Below are 17,957 nucleotides of genomic sequence, written 5' to 3'. Positions count from 1 at the left end.
GACGCTTGTGCGCACGCTACCAAACAAGTGCTTGGTGAAGTAGGGTTCGTCCGTGCCCGTGGCGAGGAGGAAGCCGGTGGACCCCACGTACTCGTCCGAGGACGCCTTTCCTGAGGAAGCGGCATTCCGCAAGGACGTCCGGACGTGGCTGGCCGACAACCTGACCGGAGAATTCGGTGCGTTGCGCGGCTTGGGCGGGTCCGGTCGCGAGCACGAGGCGTACCCCGAGCGGATCGCCTGGAACCGGCATCTCGCCGCGGCGGGCTGGACCTGCCTCGGCTGGCCGGTCGAGCACGGCGGTCGTGGCCTGAGCCTGGGCCGACAGGTGGTCTTCCACGAGGAGTACGCCCGCGCGAATGCCCCGGCACGGGTGAACCACCTCGGTGAAGAACTGCTGGGGCCGACGCTCATCGCGCTCGGCACGCCCGAGCAGCAGGCCCGGTTCCTGCCGCGGATCGCCGACGTGACCGAGCTGTGGTGTCAGGGCTACTCCGAACCGGAGGCCGGATCGGATCTCGCGAACGTCCGTACCAGGGCGCGCCGCGACGGCGACGAGTGGGTGATCGACGGTCAGAAGATCTGGACGTCACTGGCTCACCACGCCGACTGGTGTTTCGCCGTCGTCCGTACGGAGCCGGGCTCCCGTCGCCACGCCGGCCTCTCCTACCTCCTGGTGCCGCTCGACCAGCCCGGGGTGGAGATCCGGCCGATCGTTCAGCTGACCGGGACGTCGGAGTTCAACGAGGTGTTCTTCACCGGCGCGCGCACCCGTGCGGACCTCGTGGTCGGGCAGCCCGGGGACGGCTGGCGGGTCGCCATGGCCACGCTGGGCTTCGAGCGGGGTGTGTCGACGATCGGGCAACAGGTCGGGTTCGCCCGCGAGCTCGGTGCGATCGTGACCGAAGCCAGGGCGAACGGTGCCGTCGACGATCCACTGATCGCCGATCGGATCGCTCGCGCCAGGCTCGGCCTGGAGGTGCTGCGCACGCATGCGTTGCGCACACTGACCGGAGAACCCGGCCTCGGAGCCGGCTCGGTGCAGAAGCTGCTCTGGGCGCGATGGCACCGGGATCTCGGCGAACTGGCGATGGACGTCCGCGGTGCGACCGCGCTGACGGTCGCACCGCCGTACGACCTCGACGACGCCCAGACGCTGTTTCTGTTCTCCCGCGCCGACACGCTCTACGGCGGCTCGGACGAGGTGCAGCGCACCATCATCGCCGAGCGTGTGCTCGGCCTACCGAAGGAGCCTCGTCCGTGATTCCTGACTACGTGCCCGGCCATTCGCTGCTGAGCGGGCGCACGGTCGTGGTGACCGCCGCGGCCGGCGCGGGGATCGGTGCGGCCGTGGTTCGCCGTTGCCTGGAGGAGGATGCACGGGCCGTGGTGCTCGGTGATGTCCACAAGCGTCGCCTGGACGAGGCCGCCGAGGCGCTGCGCGACGAGTTCGGTGCGGACCGGGTCTCCGCCGTGCTCTGCGACGTCACGAACTCCGACGACGTCGAGGCCCTGCTCGCCGCGGCGGACGCGTTCGGCGGCCTCGACGTGCTCGTCAACAATGCCGGGCTCGGCGGTACGTCCTCGATCCTGGAGATGACCGACGAGTCATGGTCGCGGGTGCTGGACGTCACGCTCACCGGCACCATGCGGTGCACGCGCGCGGCGGCCCGCCGGATGGTCGCGGCCGGCACGAGGGGCGTGATCGTCAACAACGCGTCGGTCGTCGGATGGCGCGCCCAGGCCGGTCAAGCCCACTACGCCGCGGCCAAAGCCGGAGTGATGGCGCTGACCCGCTGCAGCGCGCTCGACCTCGCGCCGCACGGAATCCGCGTCAACGCGGTCTCGCCGAGCCTGGCGATGCACCCGTTCCTGGCCAAGGTGACCACCGACGAAGCGCTGGCCGAACTCACGTCCCGCGAGGCGTTCGGACGGGCCGCCGAGCCGTGGGAGGTCGCCAACGTCGTCGTGTTCCTCGCCGGCGACTACTCGTCCTATCTGACCGGTGAGGTCGTCTCGGTCAGCAGCCAGCACCCCTGATTCGGAGGATCGGAACATGCCCGAGGCCTATCTCGTCGAGGCGGTCCGCACACCGGTCGGCAAGCGCGGCGGCGCACTTTCCGCGATGCACTCCGCCGATCTGGGCGGCCACGCGCTCGCCGCTCTGATGCGCCGCAGCGGCGTCGACCCCGGGGCGGTCGACGACGTGATCCTGGGATGCTGCGACACGATCGGCTCGCAGGCGGGCGATGTCGCCCGGACCGCCTGGCTGGTCGCCGGTCTGCCCGATCACGTGCCTGGCGTCACGATCGACCGCCAGTGCGGCTCGTCGCAGCAGGCCGTGCACTTCGCGGCCCAGGCGGTGATGTCCGGCACCGCCGACCTCGTGGTCGCCGGCGGGGTGCAGAACATGTCGGCGATTCCGATCTCAGCCGCGATGATTGCCGGCCAGCAGTTCGGCTTCTCCACGCCGTTCGCCGAATCGCCGGGATGGCAGGCTCGCTACGGAGACCAGGAGGTGTCCCAGTTCCGCTCGGCGGAGATGATCGCTGAAAAATGGGGCATTTCGCGGGAGCAGATGGAAGAGTTCGCGCTCACCAGCCACGCGCGGGCCCTCGCCGCGATCGACGCGGGAGTTTTCGCACGCGAGATCGAGCCGGTCGGAGACTTCACGACCGACGAGGGGCCGCGCCGCGGGACGTCGCTGGAAAAGATGGCCACGCTGGCACCGTTGCGTGCGGACGGGCGGCTCACCGCCGCGCTGGCCTCGCAGATCAGTGATGCCGCCAGCGCGGTTCTGGTGGCGTCCGAGGACGCGGTGCGGACGCACGGCCTGACCCCGCGGGCGCGTGTCCACCACCTGAGCGTCTACGCCGACGACCCGGTCTGGATGCTCACCGGCCCGATTCCGGCGACCCGGCGGGCGCTGGAGAAAGCGGGGATGACCATCGACGACATCGATCTGTTCGAGGTCAACGAGGCGTTCGCGTCCGTGGTGCTGGCGTGGGCGCAGGAACTCGGGGCCGATCTGGCGAAGACCAACGTCAACGGCGGAGGAATAGCGCTCGGCCACCCGATCGGCGCGACCGGTACCCGGTTGATGACGACGCTGCTGCACGAGCTCGAGCGCACGGGTGGCCGCTACGGCCTCCAGGTGATGTGCGAGGGCGGAGGCCAGGCCAACGTGACGATCCTCGAACGTCTCTGACGCGATCGGCCCGGGAGGTGCCTCGGGGCGTCAGGTCTTTTCGCGGGACGGGGTGACCGTGGCCTGTGCCGCGGCGAGCCGGGTCACCGCGTCGGCGACGATCCGATCGACCAGTTCCGCGCACGTCGGCAGGTCGTCGATCGCGCCGACGACCTGTCCCGCGGCGAGCATGCCCGCGTCGAGGTCGCCGTCCACGAGGCCGGCCTTGAGGAGCATCGGCGTGTTCGCGGCCTGCATCGTTTGTGACCAGGACCGATCGCTGCTGCTTTTCATCGACCAGCCGTCCGCGGCCAGCCGGCGCCAGCTCGCGTCGCTCATCCGCTTGTAGGCCAGCGTCCGCCGGATCGTGGGGAGAACCTGGCGGTAGCGCCGTTCGGACACCAGTGCCTCGATGAACGGGGTCCGCAGCAGCCGGTGCGGCATACCGTCCGCCTTCCGCGTGACGACGGTACCGTCGTAACCGAACTCCAGGTACCGGCGCTTGATCGGCTCCGGCACCGCGCTGTCGCTGGTCAGGAGGAAGCGGGTCCCCATGCCGACCCCGGCGGCGCCGTAGGACAGCGCGGCGGCGAGCCCGCGTCCGTCGAAGAAGCCACCGGCGGCGACCACCGGGATGTCGACCGCGTCGAGCACCGAGGGCAGCAAGAGTGTCGTCGGTACCGGGCCGGTGTGCCCGCCGCCCTCGCCGCCCTGGACCAGCACCAGGTCGGCACCCCAGGACGCGACCTTCCGTGCGTGCTTGGCCGCGCCGATCGACGGCATGACGACGATCCCGTGCTCCTTGAGCCTGGCGATCAGGTCCGGCTTCGGTGCGAGAGCGAAGGAGGCCACCCTGACGCCGTGGCGGATCAGCAGATCGACGCGTTTTCCGGCGTCAGCGGCGTCCGCCCGCATGTTGACACCGAAGGGACGATCCGTCCGTTCCTGAACCTCGAGAATCGCCTTCTCGGTCTGCTCGAGGCTCATCGTGGCCGACGCGAGGATCCCGAGCGCTCCGGCCTTGGCGGTGGCGGACACGAGCCGGGGACCGGCGACCCACCCCATGCCGGTCTGGACGATCGGATGCCGCACCCCGGTCAGGTCCGTGAGCGGCGTACGAATAGCGGGTGCGGTGGTCACCGGGCCTCCTTCCCGTTCCGGACGAACGCGTCCCGCCTCTCGTCCGCGACGCCGGCCAGGTTGAGTTCGAACGTGAAGCCCTGCTCGAAGCGGTAGCTGCGGCTGACGTCGACGGGCTCGATACCGTTGAGCGCCTCCTTGGCGGCGCGGATGACCCGGGGGTCCTTGCCCGCGATCTCCCGGGCCACGACCAGCGTCGCGTCGTCCAGCTCGCTGCGGGACACGACCTCGAGCACCGAGCCGTGGTGGAGCAGCTGTGCAGCCGAGATCGTCCGGCCGGTGAAGTACATCGTGCGCATCAGTTGCTGCGGCACCAGCCGGGCGAGGTGGGTAGCCGCGCCGAGCGCGCCGCGGTCGACCTCGGGTACACCGAAGTACGCGTCGTCGCTGGCGATGATCGTGTCGCAACTGCCGACCAGCCCGATGCCGCCGCCCAGGCAGAATCCGTGCACCGACGCGATCACCGGTACCGGGCACTCGTAGATCGCCTTGAACGCGACGTAGCAGCCGCGGTTCGCGCCGAGCAGGGCGTCGAACCCCTCGGTACGTTGCATCTCCTTGATGTCGACGCCCGCGTTGAAGCCGCGGCCCTCGGCCCGCAGGACCACGGCGCGGACCTCGGGGTCGTCTCCGAGCGCGCGGACGGCGTCGGCGACGCCGAACCACCCGGCGACCGGTAGCGCGTTGACCGGCGGGTAGTCCATCGTGACGACGCCGATCGTGTCGTCCACGAGCTGGGTCGAGAGTGTCATGGCGCGATTCCTAACCTAGCGATTGCTTGGTAGCGTAGCAGTCGCTTGGTTGGTCGAAATTGTCGTGAACCCGAGCACGAAGGAGTGCGGATGACCGGCATCCTCGCAGGCCGCGTGGCGATCGTCACCGGTGCCGGGCGCGGCCTCGGGCGCGAGCACGCGCTCGAGCTGGCCCGGCACGGGGCGAAGGTCGTGGTCAACGATCTCGGCACGTCCGGCGCGGGCGAGGGGGCCTCGAGCGCACCGGCCGAGGAGGTCGCGGCGGCGATCCGGGCCGCCGGTGGCCAGGCGGTGACCAACGGCGCCGACGTGGCGGACTTCGCGGCCACCGAGAAGATGGTCGCGCAAGCCATCGAGGAATTCGGCGGCCTGGACATCCTCGTCAACAACGCCGGTTTCGTCCGCGACCGGATGCTGGTCAACACGTCCGAAGAGGAGTGGGACGCGGTGATCCGCGTGCATCTCAAAGGCCATTTCGCGCCGTTGCGGCACGCCGCGGCGTACTGGCGCGCTGAGGCGAAGGCCGGTCGGCAGCGTGCGGCCCGGGTGATCAACACGTCGTCGGGCGCCGGGTTGCAGGGCAGCGTGGGGCAGGGCACCTACACGGCGGCCAAGGCGGGTATCGCCGGGCTCACGCTGGTCGCCGCCGAAGAACTCGCGCCGTACGGCGTCACGGTCAATGCGATCGCGCCGTCCGCCCGTACCCGGATGACCGGCGGGCCGTTCGCGGCGAAGATGGCGGTGCCCACCGAGGGCTTCGATGCGATGGACCCGGCCAACGTCTCGCCGGTCGTGGCCTGGCTCGCGAGCATCGAGGCCGGTGACGTCACCGGCCGGGTGGTCGAGATCGAAGGCGGGCGGATCTGCGTGGAGGAAGGCTGGCGGCACGGACCGGCCGACGACCTCGGCGCCCGGTGGGCCGCGGCGGAGGTCGGCCCGGCACTCCGCGCGCTCCTCGCCCGGGCGGCGAGCCCCGAGCCCGTCTACGGCGCCCGGACCCCCGCGCCGTCCGCGGTGAACGGGGCACGCGGGTGACCGGCCCCGCCGCGCAGCCGGTCGTCGCCGGAGACCGGCCCGGCCGCCACCTCGGCGACCGGACCGTGACCTGGACCGCGCTCGACCGGTAGGCGGCGGCGCGTTCGGCGTGCGCACCGATCGAGGCGTCGCCGCCGACGCGACCGCTCTCGCCCCGCGCACCGGTAGCGGCCCGCCTCCGCCTTCCACGACTGACGGTCCGCCCCGGAGCCTGGGACGATCAACTCCGTCCAGGACGCCGCACACGTGCGACTCGGGTCAGCGGGAAGCGGCCGAGGAAGGGAGACACGGCAATGCGGGACGCTCTCCTGGCCAAAGTCCGAACGCGGCTGGCGCTGTTCGCCGAGGAGAATTCCCCGGACGTGGTGTTGTCCGACGACGCGGTGCTCGAGGTGATGAACCTCCTGAACGCCACCCCGGATCCGTCCACCGACACGGAGGTTCTGCTCGCGGCGGGCCTCCTGCACTGGGCCCGTTACGTCGCGCAGAGCGGCGACGAAGGCCGGCCGGACCTGGCACGGGCCCGGGAGCTGCTGAGCACGGTCCGTCAGTCGGATCCGGACCTGCTACCCGGCGGGATCCGTGACGCCATGGACGAGGCGGCCGGGAACGCCGACGGCAGGGAGAGGCTGGCGCATCGGGCCGAGCGACTGTTCGCGCAGTCGACGCGAACCCGTGACGAAGCCGCGCTCAGCGAGGCGATCACTCTGTTCCGGCGTGCGTCGGCACTGACACCGGCGAGCCACTCGTCGCACGCCGGAATACTTTCCAACCTCGCGACGGCGCTGCAAAGGCGGTTCTTCTGGTCCGGTTCGGAATCCGATATCGACGAGGCGGTCGAACTCGGACGGCTGGCCGCCTCGCGAACGCCGGAAGACGACCCTTCCCGCTCCCTCGTTCTGTCGGGACTCAGCGGATCTCTCTGGGCGCGGTGCGTGCAGCGGCAGTCACGGGCGGACCTGGACGAGTCCCTCCAGGCGATCCGGCAGGCCGTCGCGGCGATCCGGCCAGACGATCCCGATCGCGGTCGCTACCTGTCGAATCTGAGCAACATACTGCGTTCCCGATTCGAGTGGACCGCTGACGAGTCTGATCTCGACGAAGCCATCGAACAGGGCCGGCGCGCCGTCGCCATGACACCGGAGTGGCACCCTGAGCACGCGACGATGCTCACCAATCTGGCCGTCGCGCGGCAAACGCGGTTCCTTCGGACCGCGGTGATGACGGACCTGACGGCGGCCGTCGACCTCTTCGCTCGCGCAGCCGCGGCGACGCCTCCCGACCATCCGCACCATCCGGTGACGCTGGGCAATCTGAGCGCTGCCCTGCTGGTCCGAGCTCTGCAGACCGGAGCCGAATCCGACCTGTCCGCAGCGGTGGAATCGTCCCGGCAGGCCGTGGCCGCGACTCCGCGGAGCAGCCCGGACCGGGCTCGGCGCCTCACGAACCTCGGCAATACGCTGCGCGCACGCTTCGACCGGGCCGGGCTGCGGTTCGACCTGGACGAGGCCGTGGACGCCTGCCGGCAGGCGGTAGCGGCGACGCCGGCCGGCCACGCGGAACGGGCCACGGCTCTGGCCAACCTCGGCGCCGTCGTCGGCCTGCGCGCGGACCGGCTCGCGCTGCCGGCCGACGTGGACGAGGCCGTCGACGTCCTCCGGCGGGCGGCGGCGGCCACTGCGGCCGAGCACACGATCGGGCCGGCCCTTATGGTGAATCTCGGTACGGCGCTGTCACGACGTGCTCGGCTGCGCGGAACCGCGGCTGATCTGGACGAGGCCGTCGCAGTAGTCCGTGCGGCGCTCGCCGGCGCCGAATCCACCGGAAACAGAACCGTTCTCGCGGCGGCGGCGTCGGATCTCGGTCACGTCCTCAGAAGCCGCTTCGACCGGACGGGAAACCTGCCCGACCTGGACGGATCCGTGGCGGCGTACCGGACGGCGATCGACGTCCGCGGTGACGAACCGGAGAACGCCAGGTCCTTGTCCGGCCTCGGCCTGTCTTTGTGGGACCGCTTCGCACACACCGGAAGATCGGCCGACCGCGACGCCGGCATCGCCGCGTTCCGGCGTGCCGCCATGCTGGCGACGGCAACGCCCAGCATCCGGGCCAAGGCGGCCGGGGCGTGGGCGAGCCTCGCGGTGACCGCCAAGGATTGGCGACAAGCCGTCGCCGGCTGCGCCACGGCCGTGGACCTGTTGAGACAGGTCGCACCACGGAGCCTTGATCGTCAGGATCAGGAGTACCGCCTGGACACGCTGTCGCGCCTGGGGACGCTGGCCGCCGCGTCCTGCCTGCAGACCGGCGAGGTCGAGCGCGCCCTGGAACTCTGGGAACAAGGACGCGGAGTCATCCTGGGCCAGCTCCTCGACGCCCGCACGGACCTCACCGACCTGGCCGCGAAGCACCCGGAAAAGGCGGCCGAGTTCACGCGGGCCCGGGACGAGTTCGACACCGTCACCGTCACCGCCACCGACGACGCGTCGGCGGGGCTAGCGGCCTCGTCCGTCGTCGGAAGCGGCACCCCGGGCCCGGGACGACGCGACGGGGACCGGCGGCACGCCCTCGAGGCTCGATTCACCAGCCTCGTGGCCGAGATCCGCGAACTGCCGGACTTCGCGCGTTTCCTACTTCCCCCGACCGTCGACGACCTCCGGCAGGCCGCGGGCCAGGGCCCGATCGTGGCCGTGAACGTCAGCGAGGTCCGGTGCGACGCCCTGATCCTGACCACGGCCGGCGTGCAACTCCTCCCTCTGCCGGATCTCACCGAAGAGGCCGTGCGTGACCAGGCGCTCGCTCTCCTCTCGGCTCGCGAACACGACGACGAGGCCGGACTCGCGAACGTTCTCGGCTGGCTGTGGGACGTCCTCGCCGGGCCGGTTCTGGAAAGCCTGGGCATCCGCGACGCACCGGCCGCGGGAGCTCCGTGGCCGCGCGTGTGGTGGTGCCTGTCGGGGCTGCTGTCGTTCCTTCCGGTGCACGCGGCCGGTCGCCACGAGACCCGATCCGGCCCCGCGCCGAGCACGGTGATCGACAGAGCGATCTGTTCGTACACGCCCACCATCCGCGCCTTGAGTCATGCCCGGGGGAGAGCGCCCGATACCGCACCGCTGGTCGGCCTTCCGCCGACGAACGACGACGCGGGCCGGGCGCTGATCGTGGCGATGCCCCACACTCCCGACGCCGCCGACCTACCCGGCGCACAGCGGGAAGCCGATGGTCTCGCGCGACTCCTGCACGACCGGGTGCGCGTGCTGGCCGCGGAGAAGGCAACCCGCGCCGCGGTACTGGCCGCGCTACCCCGCACCCGCTGGGTGCACTTCGCTTGCCACGCCCAGGCAGTCGTCTCCGCCCCGTCGACCAGCCGCCTGCTGCTGCACGATCAGTCCCTCACGGTTCTCGACGTCAATCAACTCAGGCTCGCCGACGCCGAGCTGGCGTACCTGTCGGCCTGCGAAACCGCCCTCCCGGGCGGCGACCTCACTGAGGAGGCCATGCACCTGGCCTCGGCGTTCCAGCTCGCTGGATACCGCCATGTGATCGCCACGCTGTGGCCCATCAGCGACCGCGCCGCCGTCGGTCTCGCCGAACGCATCTACCGCACCCTGGACGACGGAGGCGACGTGGCCGCCGCCGTCCACGATGCCGTCCGCGCTTCACGCGATCGCGCGCCGTCGTCCCCGTCACGGTGGGCGTCCCACATCCATGTCGGCGCCTAGCGTCGTCGGCCCCGGTCGCGTCGACGGCAGGTCGTTGCCTGAAATCCCGGCGGCCGCGACCCCGTCGAGGTCGTGCGTCGGCTCGACGTCGCATCCGACCAGGTCGGGTACGACCGTCAGCGAGTCCGCGCAGTCCTCCGCCGGGCCAGCCGCGGCCGGCTCGGACACGACACCGTGAGGCCGGCGACAGCGAACGTCGCCGGATGGCGGCGGCTTAAGCCGCCCAGAGCACCCGGAGCACGATCACGCGACGTCGGTCTTCGAGGATGAGGTAGATCGCCTGGCCTCCGCCATGGCGTTGTAGCTTTCGCCGCTCCACGGAGCTACTTCCAGCAACGCCATGAGCTCCGCGTACGACGGCAGCGCAGAGGTCGGCAAGGCAGTGACCTGCTCCACAGTCTCGGCGTCGGTTTCGACGGCGTACACCTACAGGCCGAGCCTCGCGCGGGTCACCGGCCATGGCTCTGTCGCGATCGGCTCACCGGCTGACAGCTGTTCGGCGCGCTGGAGCATCCGTCGATGGGCGCGCTCGTCGCGGGACGACCACGCCACTCGCTGCCAGCGGCGGAGCAACGCGAGTACCCCAGTGAGTTCGAGGGACTCGACGGCCTCGTTCATCGCTTGGCGGTACTCCCGGTCGAAGTCACCGGCTTCCTCCGGGAGCAGCGCAGCTCGAATCGCCTTCGGGCTGACGGCGGGCACTTCCGGCTCGTCAGGTGCTGGAGCTGCTGCGGGCACGGGCCAGTGGCGCCTGTTCGACCGGTGTCTCCGCGTCCGGGAACTGCGCGGCGAGGTAGGTGGCGACGATGAAGTCCTGCTCGGTGACCACCCCGCCGAGATCGGACCCGAGGGGCCGGTCGCACTCTCCGCCGAGCTGCTGACTCAGGCCCACGTCCTCAGGCCCACGTCGAGTACCGCCCGCAGGCGCTCGGCGTCTCGGTCGGCCGTGTGTACGAGCATTCACCGAGGGCCCTGCGCGGGCTGGTCTGGCTGGGCGGGGTGGCCGGGCGCATCGGGTTGGCGGGGTGAGAGCGGCGGACTTACGTGGGGGGCACGAAGCAGGTGTTCCGGGCGACCCAGGTGAAGTAGCGGGGCGGCCGGAGGTCGCCTCGGCGAGTGTCGGCGCCGAGGTCGAGGTAGCCTCCGCCTTGCATCCGGAACCGGACCGGGAACGGGTTGTTGTTCCAGGTCGATCGGGTGGACCGGGGATCGATCGGTACGCGGCTGCAGTCGGCCGGCAAATGACTGATCGTGCGGTAGCGGTGCCTGCCGTCGGTACCGTGATAGAGGCAGACGGCGCCTCGCGGGCAGGTGTCGGGGCCGTTCCACGCTCCGCCGATGGGGTCGTCGGCGGAGCGGGCCGAGGCGGCGGTGCCCGGGAAGGCGACGGCTGTCAGAGCGGCAATGATCGCGAGTATGGACTGCGTACGGCGCATGAGGATCCCCCGTGAGTCTGTGGACATTTGTCCCGCTGACCATAGAAACGGGAAGTTCCTCCATCAATACGCCACGCGGGAGGCCGGCTTCACGCCGACGTGCGGCTACCCCGTCCCGGTCGGGGTAGCCGTGCACGTGGCCGACAGCGAGACTTGCGTGACCGTCGCCAAGGCATCCCCTTGACTCCGGAAGACCGTACCGCCGAAGGGATGCCACGTGCCGATCGTGGTCATCGGCGCCGTGCCGAAGCCTGCCCTCAAGACGACGTTGTTCCGCGCATCGAGGAGGAGGGCCGATTCCGTCCAGACGTGCCTGCGCGGTGCTGCCCTGCGGGTTGACCGGAATCGTGATCTTCCCGTCCGGAAGGGCCGCCGACGCACCGGCCGGGCTGAACAGGACGTGCCCCTGAGCGGTGCTGAACTTTCCGTCCACAGTGGTGGTTGCTGGGTCGAGCCGCCAACGCTCGGGGTGTCGGCGTGAAGACAGCGCGGACGCCGCTGAGGACCCGACCGATCCCGGATCCGGTGCGCATCGGTCGCTGGACCGCGTGAACGACAGGACTTCAGCCTCTACTACTCGACGCCAGACGGCCGGACGATCGAGGCACCGGGAAGGAGCCCACCATGAAGCACCGTACGGTTCGGAACGTGATGAGCACCGACGTCGTCACCGTGCAGGCCGACGCCTCGGCCAAGGACATCGCCCAGCTCCTGGATTCCCACCGGATCGCCGGTGTTCCGGTCGTCGCCGAGAATCGTGACGTCGTCGTCGGCGTCGTGACCGAGACCGACCTGCTGCACAAGATCACCTACCAGGACGAGACCGACGACTGGCCCCGGTTGCTGCGCCGGCACCGCGTCGACCGGGAAAAGGCGCACGGCGTGACCGCCCGCGAGCTGATGACCACGCCGGCCGTGACGATCCGGCCCGACGCGTCGGTGGTGGAGGCCGCGGCGGCGCTGGAGCGCGCGGGCGTCAAGCGGCTGCCGGTCGTGGACGGCGTGGGGGAGCTGGTCGGCATCGTCAGCCGGAGCGACCTCGTGAAGGTGTTCCTCCGACCGGATCAGCAAATCCAGGCGGAGATCGTCGAGGACGTCCTCCAGCAGGCGCTGCTGCTTCCGGCGGACGCCTGCACGGTCGAGATCGCTCAGGGGGTCGTGACACTCAAGGGCCACCTCGACCGACGGAGTGACGCAGTTCTGGCAGTCGCGCTCGCTCGCCGGGTCGACGGAGTGATCCGGGTCGTCGACCGGCTCGGGTATCTGAACGACGACACCCGCTACGTGTACGCCTGACGGGTAGGGAAGACCGCTCCGGGATCTAGCCACCCCTTGCTGACCCGGATCGACCCGCCGGGTTCGAGGATCATGGCCTCGTATCCCTCGAGGTCGCCGCACCAGTCCGGAGCAGCGGATCCGCGCGCCACACCGGCCGTGGCGTACACGTCGGCCCACAGCAGCGACGGGCCGACCACGGTGACCGAACCCCGGAACGGGGACGGCAGACCGGAGAAGGGGTCGACGATGTGGCCGCCGCGGTGGGTGTTGGCCGAGGTCGCTATCGCCCCGTCGCGCACCTCGACCACTTGGGTCAGGCGTCGGGCGTCGCTGGGGTCCTCGACGCCGACGCGCCAGGGCCGGCCGGTGCCCGCGGTGGAGACGACGATGTCGCCGCCGGCATTAACGTGCCAGTCGTGGTCGTCCAGCGGGTCGAGATGCCTGGCGGCGCGCTCGACGGACCAGCCTTTCACCAGCCCGGACGGGTCGAATCGGGGTCGTCCGCCGCGGGGGTCGGGGAGATCGCGGGCGTTGAACCAGCCGTCGGTGCGCTGCCGGGCTTCCTCGCAGAGTTCGATCACCTCGGGCAGGGCGGGGCCGGCGTCGCCCAGTGCCAGCTCACCGCGCTCCCAGCGGGTGAGGGCGCTGTCGTCGCGGTAGGGACTCAGTAGCCGGTCGACCGCGCGCAGGCTCGCGAAGACGGCGTCGACCCGGTCGTTCACCCGGTCGGAGTCCACCGCGGGCCCGCGTACGTGGATGCTCACGGGCAGGCCCATGATCTGCTCGACCCACACTCGTCGGCCGGGCTCAGGGCGATCGGTCACGGAGATCCTCCCGGTACGGACGTCGCGCGGTCACCCGTCGGCAGCTCGATTCGGAAGGTGGTCCGGCCCGGCCGGCTGGTCACGGTGATCGCACCCTGATGGGCGTGGACGACGGCTCGGGCGATGGCCAGGCCGAGGCCGGTGCCGGAGGCGCGGCGATCGGCCGCGTCCGACGACCGGTCGGGGCGGGGAGCGGTTCCGTGGACGAACCGCTGGAAGACACGGTCGAGAAGGTCGGGCCGGATGCCGGGGCCGTCGTCGGTGACGACGATCGTCGCCCGGTCCCGGCCGCCGCTCACGCCGACTCTCACCAGCGTCCCGGGCGGGGTGTGGGTGCGGGCGTTGGTCAGCAGGTTGCCGATCACCTGGTGCAGCCGGTGGGGGTCGCCGGTGACCACGACCGGTTCGTCGGGCAGGTCGAGCTCCCACCGGTGCCCGGGACCCGCGGCGTGCGCGTCCGCGGTGGCCTCGACGACCAGCTGGGTGAGGTCGACCTGCTCACGGGCCAAAGGTCGTCCGGTGTCCAGGCGGGCCAGCAGCAGCAGCTCGTCGACCAGCAGTCCCATCCGGATGGACTCCGACTCCACCCGGCGCAGCGCCAGCTGCACGGAGGCGGGCACGGGGTCGGGCGTCCGGCGGGCCAATTCCGCGTGTCCGCGGATCGCGGCGACCGGGGTCCGCAACTCGTGACTGGCGTCCGCGATGAACTGCCGCAGCCGGTCCTCGCTGGCCTGCCGCTGGGAGAGCGCCGCTCCGACGTGGGAGAGCATGTGGTTGAAGGAGTCGGCCAGCAGCCCGGCCTCGGTGTCGTCCCCGGCACCGGAGACCTCGGCGGGGAGATCCACCTCGCCGCTGCCGAGCGGTAGCTCGGCGACCTGCCGGGCGGTCCGGGTCACCCGGTGCAGCGGCCGCAGCGAGCGGCGGACGAAGAGTGCTCCGCCCGCTCCGGCGGCCAGCAGGACGACGACGAAGACCGCGGTCTCGACGGTGATGAAGCTGAGCAGCACCTCGGTGGTGTCGCGAAGCGGCAGGCCGCTGATGAGGACGTCGCCGTCGCGACCGTTCACCGCGCGCAGCCGGTAGTCGCCCAGCGCATCCAGATCGCGAGAGCGCGGACGGCCGTCGGCGGGTAGTGCCGCCAGTGCCTCGCGAATCGATGCGGACGGGTCGACCACGGTGGCCCGGTCGCCGCCTCGGGGGACGACGGTAATGGTGAGTTGTCCGTCGGCGAGGCGTGCCCCCAGAGTCCCGACGGCGCCGGGGACCTGTCTGGCCTCCTCGCCGTCGGAGGAATCGTCGAGTGGGTTCTCCCGGCCGTGCTCGACCCTCTCCGCGTACTGATCGCCCGCGGATTCCAGCTGTTGGTCGAGCCGTTGGACGAGGAAGGCGCGGAGCGCGAGTGTGGTCCCCGCACCGAGCACCAGGCAGGCCAGCGCGAGCAGGACCAGCAGACCGAGCACCAACCGTGCCTGCAGTGCCCGGCCGAGCAGCCGGCGCGGTCGCAGCCTCACTGTTCCGCCGGGCGGAGTACGTAGCCGATGCCGCGGACGGTGTGGATCATCGAGGGCCGCTCGGCGTCGATCTTCTTGCGGAGATAGCTGATGTAGAGCTCGACGACGTGTGCACGGCCACCGAAGTCGTAGTTCCACACCCGGTCGAGAATCTGCGCCTTCGACAACACCCGGCGCGGGTTGCGCATCAGGTAACGCAGCAGTTCGAACTCGGTCGCCGTGAGCTCCACCAACTCGCCGCCGCGGTGGACCTCGCGGGCTTCCTCGTCCATCACCAGGTCACCGACCCGCAATCCCTCGTGGACGCCGTCACCGGTCAGGCCGGCGCGCCGGACGAGCCCCCGGAGCCGCGCCAGGACCTCCTCGATGCTGAACGGCTTCGTGACGTAGTCGTCGCCACCGGCGGTGATCCCGGCGACCCGATCCTCGACCGCGTCGCGTGCGGTGAGGAACAGGACGCAGATCTGCTGGCGATCGGCGCGCACCCGGCGCAGGACCTCCATACCGTCGAAGTCGGGAAGCACCACGGCGTCCGGCCGGAAGTCGCGGGCGGAGGCGACGGCGGACGCGCCGTCGGCGCTCGTCCGGACCTCCCAGCCGTCGTAGCGCAGAGCTCCGGCCAGCACCTCGCGCAGGCTCGGCTCGTCGTCGACGACCAGTGCCCGCAGCGGCGAGCCGTCCGGACGGCACAGCGGCGCGGCCGGGGATCCCGCAGTGGCGCTCATGGCGTCCAGCATCTCGCTCTTTCCTCTGAGTTTCTTCTCAATCGGGCCGCCAAGCGCGGAGTTTCGCCTGGTCGGCCCGGTGGCGCGGGGCGCGCTCAGCGGTTTGAGAAGAAACGCAGAGGTAGTGCCCGCACGCTGGGGCCGATGCCGAGCCGGAGGAAGAACCACCCGTGACGACGACTCTCGAATCGCCGGCGCCCGCCCACCGCGCCACCCTGACACCCGACCGGTGGCTCCGCGCGAACCCCGCCCTGGTGCTCGCGCTGGTCTACGCCGGTGCGGCCGGTGCCGTCGGTCTCTGGTGGTTCGATACGCCGACGGTGACCGGGCCGGCGGAGTGGCTCACCGGGGCCGGCCGGATCACCGGGCTGCTGGCCGGGTACGCGATGGCGGTGCTGGTCGGGCTGATGGCCCGGGTTCCGGCGCTGGAACGCGGTGTGGGGACGGACCGGCTGACCCGCTGGCACGCGCTGGGCGGCCGGTACGTCGTCAGTCTGGTGGTGGCCCACGCCGCGCTCACGACCTGGGGTTACGCCGTAGCGGCTCACACCGGCGTGGTCAGTGAGGGAGCTTCGCTGCTCCGCGACTACGGCGACGTGTTGCTGGCCACGCTGGGTGGCTTGCTGCTCGTGGTCGTCGGCGTGGTATCGGCGAGAGCCGCGCGGAAACGCATGAGGTACGAGACCTGGCACCTGATCCACCTGGGCACCTACGTCGCGATCGGCCTCGCGTTCGCCCACCAGTTCTCCGTCGGCGCGGACTTCTCCGGTCATCCGGTGGCACAGGCGGTGTGGAGCCTCCTCTACCTCAGCGTAGGGGCGCTGCTGGTCAACTACCGGGTCGTCGCCCCGGTACGGCAGGCACTGCGGCACCGGATCGTCGTGGACGCGGTACGCCCGGAAGGCCCCGGTGTCGTGTCGGTCTACCTGCGCGGACGTCACCTCGACGAACTTCGTGCCGAGCCCGGCCAGTTCTTTCGCTGGCGGTTTTTGGCCCGGCACCACTGGTGGGCCGCCAACCCGTACTCGCTGTCGGCGCCGGCGACGAGCGGCTCGATGCGGATCACCGTCAAGGAGCTCGGTGACCACAGCGCGCGGCTGGCCGATTTGCGCCCGGGGATGCGGGTCGTCGCCGAGGGGCCGTACGGGGCGTTCACCGCCGGGCGACGCCGGCAGCGCAAGGTGCTGCTGGTCGGCGCCGGTGTGGGTATCACTCCGCTGAGAGCGCTGTTCGAGACCCTTCCCGGTCAGCCGGGCGACCTCACGCTGGTGTATCGGGCCACCGCCCCCGGCGACCTCGTACTGCGCGAAGAGCTGGAAGACATCGCGGTTCGCCGGCGCGCGCGGTTGTACTTCGTCACCGGCTCACGGGCCGAGTACGACGATGACCCGCTGAGCTCGGAGGCCCTGCAACGGATGGCGCCCCACTTGCGCCACCACGACGTCTACGTGTGCGGGCCGGACGGGTTCAGCGGCGCCGTCCGGGACGCGTTACGCCGGGCCGGGGTCCCGCAGCGGCGCATCCACCACGAATCGTTCGAGTTCTGAGGAGTTCGCCCGTGCGCCGTATCGTCGTCGCCACCGTCGCCACCGCGTCAGGGTTGGTCTCGCTGCTCGGACTGAAGTCGTACACCGGCCATCCGCCGGTCAGCAGCACTCTGCCCGCCGTCGTGGCAGTGGCTCCCGCCGCCCCGTCCCCGACTTCGCCGTCGTCGGCCGCCTCGCCCCCGGCGAGCTCCACCTCCGCCGCCGCCTCAGTCACCGTCACCGGCGACGTCGCCACCTACCGCTACGGGTCGATCCAAGTGCGGGTCACCGTCACCGGCGGCGCGGTGAGCAAAGTCGCCGTCGTGCAACTCGACCCGAACGAACCCCAATCGGCCGAAATCGACGCGCGCGCCGTGCCGCAGCTCCAGCAGGAGACCCTCGGCGTCTCGAGCGCACAGGTCGACACCGTCTCCGGAGCCACCTACACCAGCGAGGCCTACCAGCAGTCGCTGCAGAGCGCGTTGGACAAGGCGGGCCTGCAGAAGTGAATCGGTCCTGGCGACGCCGCCCGCGTGCTCGCGCGCCGTTGGTCAACGGACGCTCGCCCCGACGAGGTGGCTGGCGCCGAGGACGAACGCCATCGCCAGTGCAGTTCGTCGGAGTACGGCTTCCGGGCGCTCGGTCTGCTCACGGCTGCCGGCGGATCAGCGCGCCCAGCCGGACCCGATGGCGATCGCGTTGCCGCCGGCCGCCACGACGGGCGGCCGGCGCCCGTGAAACACACGCCGGCCGTCCCGGGTGCCGGAGAGCAGAGGCGCGTCGCGGGAGTCGGGGACTTGCGGCCCCACGGCGGCGGCCGTCACGTC

General features: G+C 71.1%; 18 protein-coding genes. 9 read left to right on the top strand and 9 right to left on the bottom strand.

The annotated features are described in order from the left end of the window. Positions 1 to 76 precede the first annotated feature (76 nt). The 3 genes from ACIBZJ_RS05040 to ACIBZJ_RS05030 are packed head-to-tail and all read left to right on the top strand — an operon-like array spanning position 77 to position 3,205. Positions 77 to 1,261 carry an acyl-CoA dehydrogenase family protein gene (locus ACIBZJ_RS05040; RefSeq protein WP_395925609.1) on the top strand — a complete coding sequence of 395 codons (1,185 nt, stop codon included), beginning with the start codon at positions 77 to 79 and terminating at the stop codon, positions 1,259 to 1,261. Beyond that, positions 1,258 to 2,037, top strand: a complete 780-nt coding sequence (locus tag ACIBZJ_RS05035; protein ID WP_395925607.1) for an SDR family oxidoreductase — start codon at positions 1,258 to 1,260, stop codon at positions 2,035 to 2,037. Before ACIBZJ_RS05040 ends, ACIBZJ_RS05035 begins: the two co-directional genes overlap by 4 nt. A gap of 16 nt (positions 2,038 to 2,053) precedes the next feature. Further along, complete coding sequence (locus ACIBZJ_RS05030) at positions 2,054 to 3,205, top strand: acetyl-CoA C-acetyltransferase (RefSeq protein WP_395925605.1); 1,152 nt, start codon at positions 2,054 to 2,056, stop codon at positions 3,203 to 3,205. 30 nt (positions 3,206 to 3,235) lie between these two features. Here the strand turns inward: ACIBZJ_RS05030 and ACIBZJ_RS05025 are convergent, their stop codons facing one another. Continuing rightward, positions 3,236 to 4,324 (bottom strand): NAD(P)H-dependent flavin oxidoreductase, encoded by a 1,089-nt coding sequence (locus ACIBZJ_RS05025; RefSeq protein WP_395925603.1) that lies wholly within the window; start codon positions 4,322 to 4,324, stop codon positions 3,236 to 3,238. Next, positions 4,321 to 5,076 carry an enoyl-CoA hydratase family protein gene (locus tag ACIBZJ_RS05020; RefSeq protein ID WP_395925601.1) on the bottom strand — a complete coding sequence of 252 codons (756 nt, stop codon included), beginning with the start codon at positions 5,074 to 5,076 and terminating at the stop codon, positions 4,321 to 4,323. Before ACIBZJ_RS05020 ends, ACIBZJ_RS05025 begins: the two co-directional genes overlap by 4 nt. Before the next feature lie 90 nt (positions 5,077 to 5,166). Here ACIBZJ_RS05020 and ACIBZJ_RS05015 point away from each other — a divergent pair, with 90 nt between their 5' ends. Both ACIBZJ_RS05015 and ACIBZJ_RS05010 read left to right on the top strand, forming a co-directional pair. Next, positions 5,167 to 6,111: an SDR family oxidoreductase gene (locus ACIBZJ_RS05015; RefSeq protein ID WP_395925599.1), complete on the top strand. Its 945-nt coding sequence runs from the start codon at positions 5,167 to 5,169 to the stop codon at positions 6,109 to 6,111. A gap of 293 nt (positions 6,112 to 6,404) precedes the next feature. Continuing rightward, complete coding sequence (locus ACIBZJ_RS05010; protein WP_395925597.1) at positions 6,405 to 9,830, top strand: CHAT domain-containing protein; 3,426 nt, start codon at positions 6,405 to 6,407, stop codon at positions 9,828 to 9,830. 243 nt (positions 9,831 to 10,073) lie between these two features. Here the strand turns inward: ACIBZJ_RS05010 and ACIBZJ_RS05005 are convergent, their stop codons facing one another. The 4 genes from ACIBZJ_RS05005 to ACIBZJ_RS04990 all read right to left on the bottom strand — a co-directional run bounded on the left by ACIBZJ_RS05005 (position 10,074) and on the right by ACIBZJ_RS04990 (position 11,293). Then, the gene (locus tag ACIBZJ_RS05005) at positions 10,074 to 10,256 is read right to left on the bottom strand and encodes a hypothetical protein (RefSeq protein ID WP_395925595.1); all 183 of its coding nucleotides are present in this window, start codon (positions 10,254 to 10,256) and stop codon (positions 10,074 to 10,076) included. Continuing rightward, entirely contained in the window at positions 10,257 to 10,532 is a 276-nt protein-coding gene (locus ACIBZJ_RS05000; RefSeq protein ID WP_395925592.1) for a DUF6247 family protein, read from the bottom strand. A gap of 10 nt (positions 10,533 to 10,542) precedes the next feature. Continuing rightward, on the bottom strand, positions 10,543 to 10,722 hold the full coding sequence (locus ACIBZJ_RS04995; protein WP_395925590.1) for a hypothetical protein: 180 nt from the start codon (positions 10,720 to 10,722) through the stop codon (positions 10,543 to 10,545). Positions 10,723 to 10,870: 148 nt separating this feature from the next. Further along, complete coding sequence (locus ACIBZJ_RS04990; protein ID WP_395925588.1) at positions 10,871 to 11,293, bottom strand: hypothetical protein; 423 nt, start codon at positions 11,291 to 11,293, stop codon at positions 10,871 to 10,873. Positions 11,294 to 11,483: 190 nt separating this feature from the next. Here ACIBZJ_RS04990 and ACIBZJ_RS04985 point away from each other — a divergent pair, with 190 nt between their 5' ends. Then, positions 11,484 to 11,747, top strand: a complete 264-nt coding sequence (locus tag ACIBZJ_RS04985; RefSeq protein WP_395925586.1) for a hypothetical protein — start codon at positions 11,484 to 11,486, stop codon at positions 11,745 to 11,747. Positions 11,748 to 11,890: 143 nt separating this feature from the next. Then, positions 11,891 to 12,562 carry a CBS domain-containing protein gene (locus tag ACIBZJ_RS04980; RefSeq protein ID WP_395925584.1) on the top strand — a complete coding sequence of 224 codons (672 nt, stop codon included), beginning with the start codon at positions 11,891 to 11,893 and terminating at the stop codon, positions 12,560 to 12,562. Here ACIBZJ_RS04980 and ACIBZJ_RS04975 read toward each other — a convergent pair. The 3 genes from ACIBZJ_RS04975 to ACIBZJ_RS04965 are packed head-to-tail and all read right to left on the bottom strand — an operon-like array spanning position 12,547 to position 15,604. After that, on the bottom strand, positions 12,547 to 13,368 hold the full coding sequence (locus ACIBZJ_RS04975) for an FAD:protein FMN transferase (RefSeq protein ID WP_395925582.1): 822 nt from the start codon (positions 13,366 to 13,368) through the stop codon (positions 12,547 to 12,549). The genes ACIBZJ_RS04980 and ACIBZJ_RS04975 overlap by 16 nt on opposite strands. Then, a complete protein-coding gene (locus ACIBZJ_RS04970; RefSeq protein WP_395925580.1) occupies positions 13,365 to 14,879 on the bottom strand; it encodes a sensor histidine kinase in 1,515 nt (504 codons plus the stop codon). Before ACIBZJ_RS04970 ends, ACIBZJ_RS04975 begins: the two co-directional genes overlap by 4 nt. Further along, positions 14,876 to 15,604 carry a response regulator transcription factor gene (locus tag ACIBZJ_RS04965; RefSeq protein WP_395925578.1) on the bottom strand — a complete coding sequence of 243 codons (729 nt, stop codon included), beginning with the start codon at positions 15,602 to 15,604 and terminating at the stop codon, positions 14,876 to 14,878. Before ACIBZJ_RS04965 ends, ACIBZJ_RS04970 begins: the two co-directional genes overlap by 4 nt. A gap of 170 nt (positions 15,605 to 15,774) precedes the next feature. On the opposite strand from ACIBZJ_RS04965, the gene ACIBZJ_RS04960 reads away from it, so the two are divergent. Both ACIBZJ_RS04960 and ACIBZJ_RS04955 read left to right on the top strand, forming a co-directional pair. Further along, positions 15,775 to 17,151 (top strand): ferric reductase-like transmembrane domain-containing protein, encoded by a 1,377-nt coding sequence (locus tag ACIBZJ_RS04960; protein ID WP_395925576.1) that lies wholly within the window; start codon positions 15,775 to 15,777, stop codon positions 17,149 to 17,151. Between the two features lie 11 nt (positions 17,152 to 17,162). Next, on the top strand, positions 17,163 to 17,639 hold the full coding sequence (locus tag ACIBZJ_RS04955) for an FMN-binding protein (protein WP_395925574.1): 477 nt from the start codon (positions 17,163 to 17,165) through the stop codon (positions 17,637 to 17,639). The last annotated feature ends 318 nt before the right edge of the window (positions 17,640 to 17,957 follow it).

Source organism: Cryptosporangium sp. NPDC051539 (assembly GCF_044454545.1).
Lineage (GTDB): Bacteria > Actinomycetota > Actinomycetes > Mycobacteriales > Cryptosporangiaceae > Cryptosporangium.
This window is presented reverse-complemented; position numbering and strand designations above follow the sequence as displayed.

What these genes read in the sequence shown, in the direction of transcription:
- ACIBZJ_RS04965 (WP_395925578.1), bottom strand. Translation starts at nt 15,604, where the DNA reads ATGAGCGCCACTGCGGGATCCCCGGCCGCGCCGCTGTGCCGTCCGGAC.
- ACIBZJ_RS04980 (WP_395925584.1), top strand. Translation starts at nt 11,891, where the DNA reads ATGAAGCACCGTACGGTTCGGAACGTGATGAGCACCGACGTCGTCACC.
- ACIBZJ_RS05030 (WP_395925605.1), top strand. Translation starts at nt 2,054, where the DNA reads ATGCCCGAGGCCTATCTCGTCGAGGCGGTCCGCACACCGGTCGGCAAG.
- ACIBZJ_RS05020 (WP_395925601.1), bottom strand. Translation starts at nt 5,076, where the DNA reads ATGACACTCTCGACCCAGCTCGTGGACGACACGATCGGCGTCGTCACG.
- ACIBZJ_RS05015 (WP_395925599.1), top strand. Translation starts at nt 5,167, where the DNA reads ATGACCGGCATCCTCGCAGGCCGCGTGGCGATCGTCACCGGTGCCGGG.
- ACIBZJ_RS04990 (WP_395925588.1), bottom strand. Translation starts at nt 11,293, where the DNA reads ATGTCCACAGACTCACGGGGGATCCTCATGCGCCGTACGCAGTCCATA.
- ACIBZJ_RS05010 (WP_395925597.1), top strand. Translation starts at nt 6,405, where the DNA reads ATGCGGGACGCTCTCCTGGCCAAAGTCCGAACGCGGCTGGCGCTGTTC.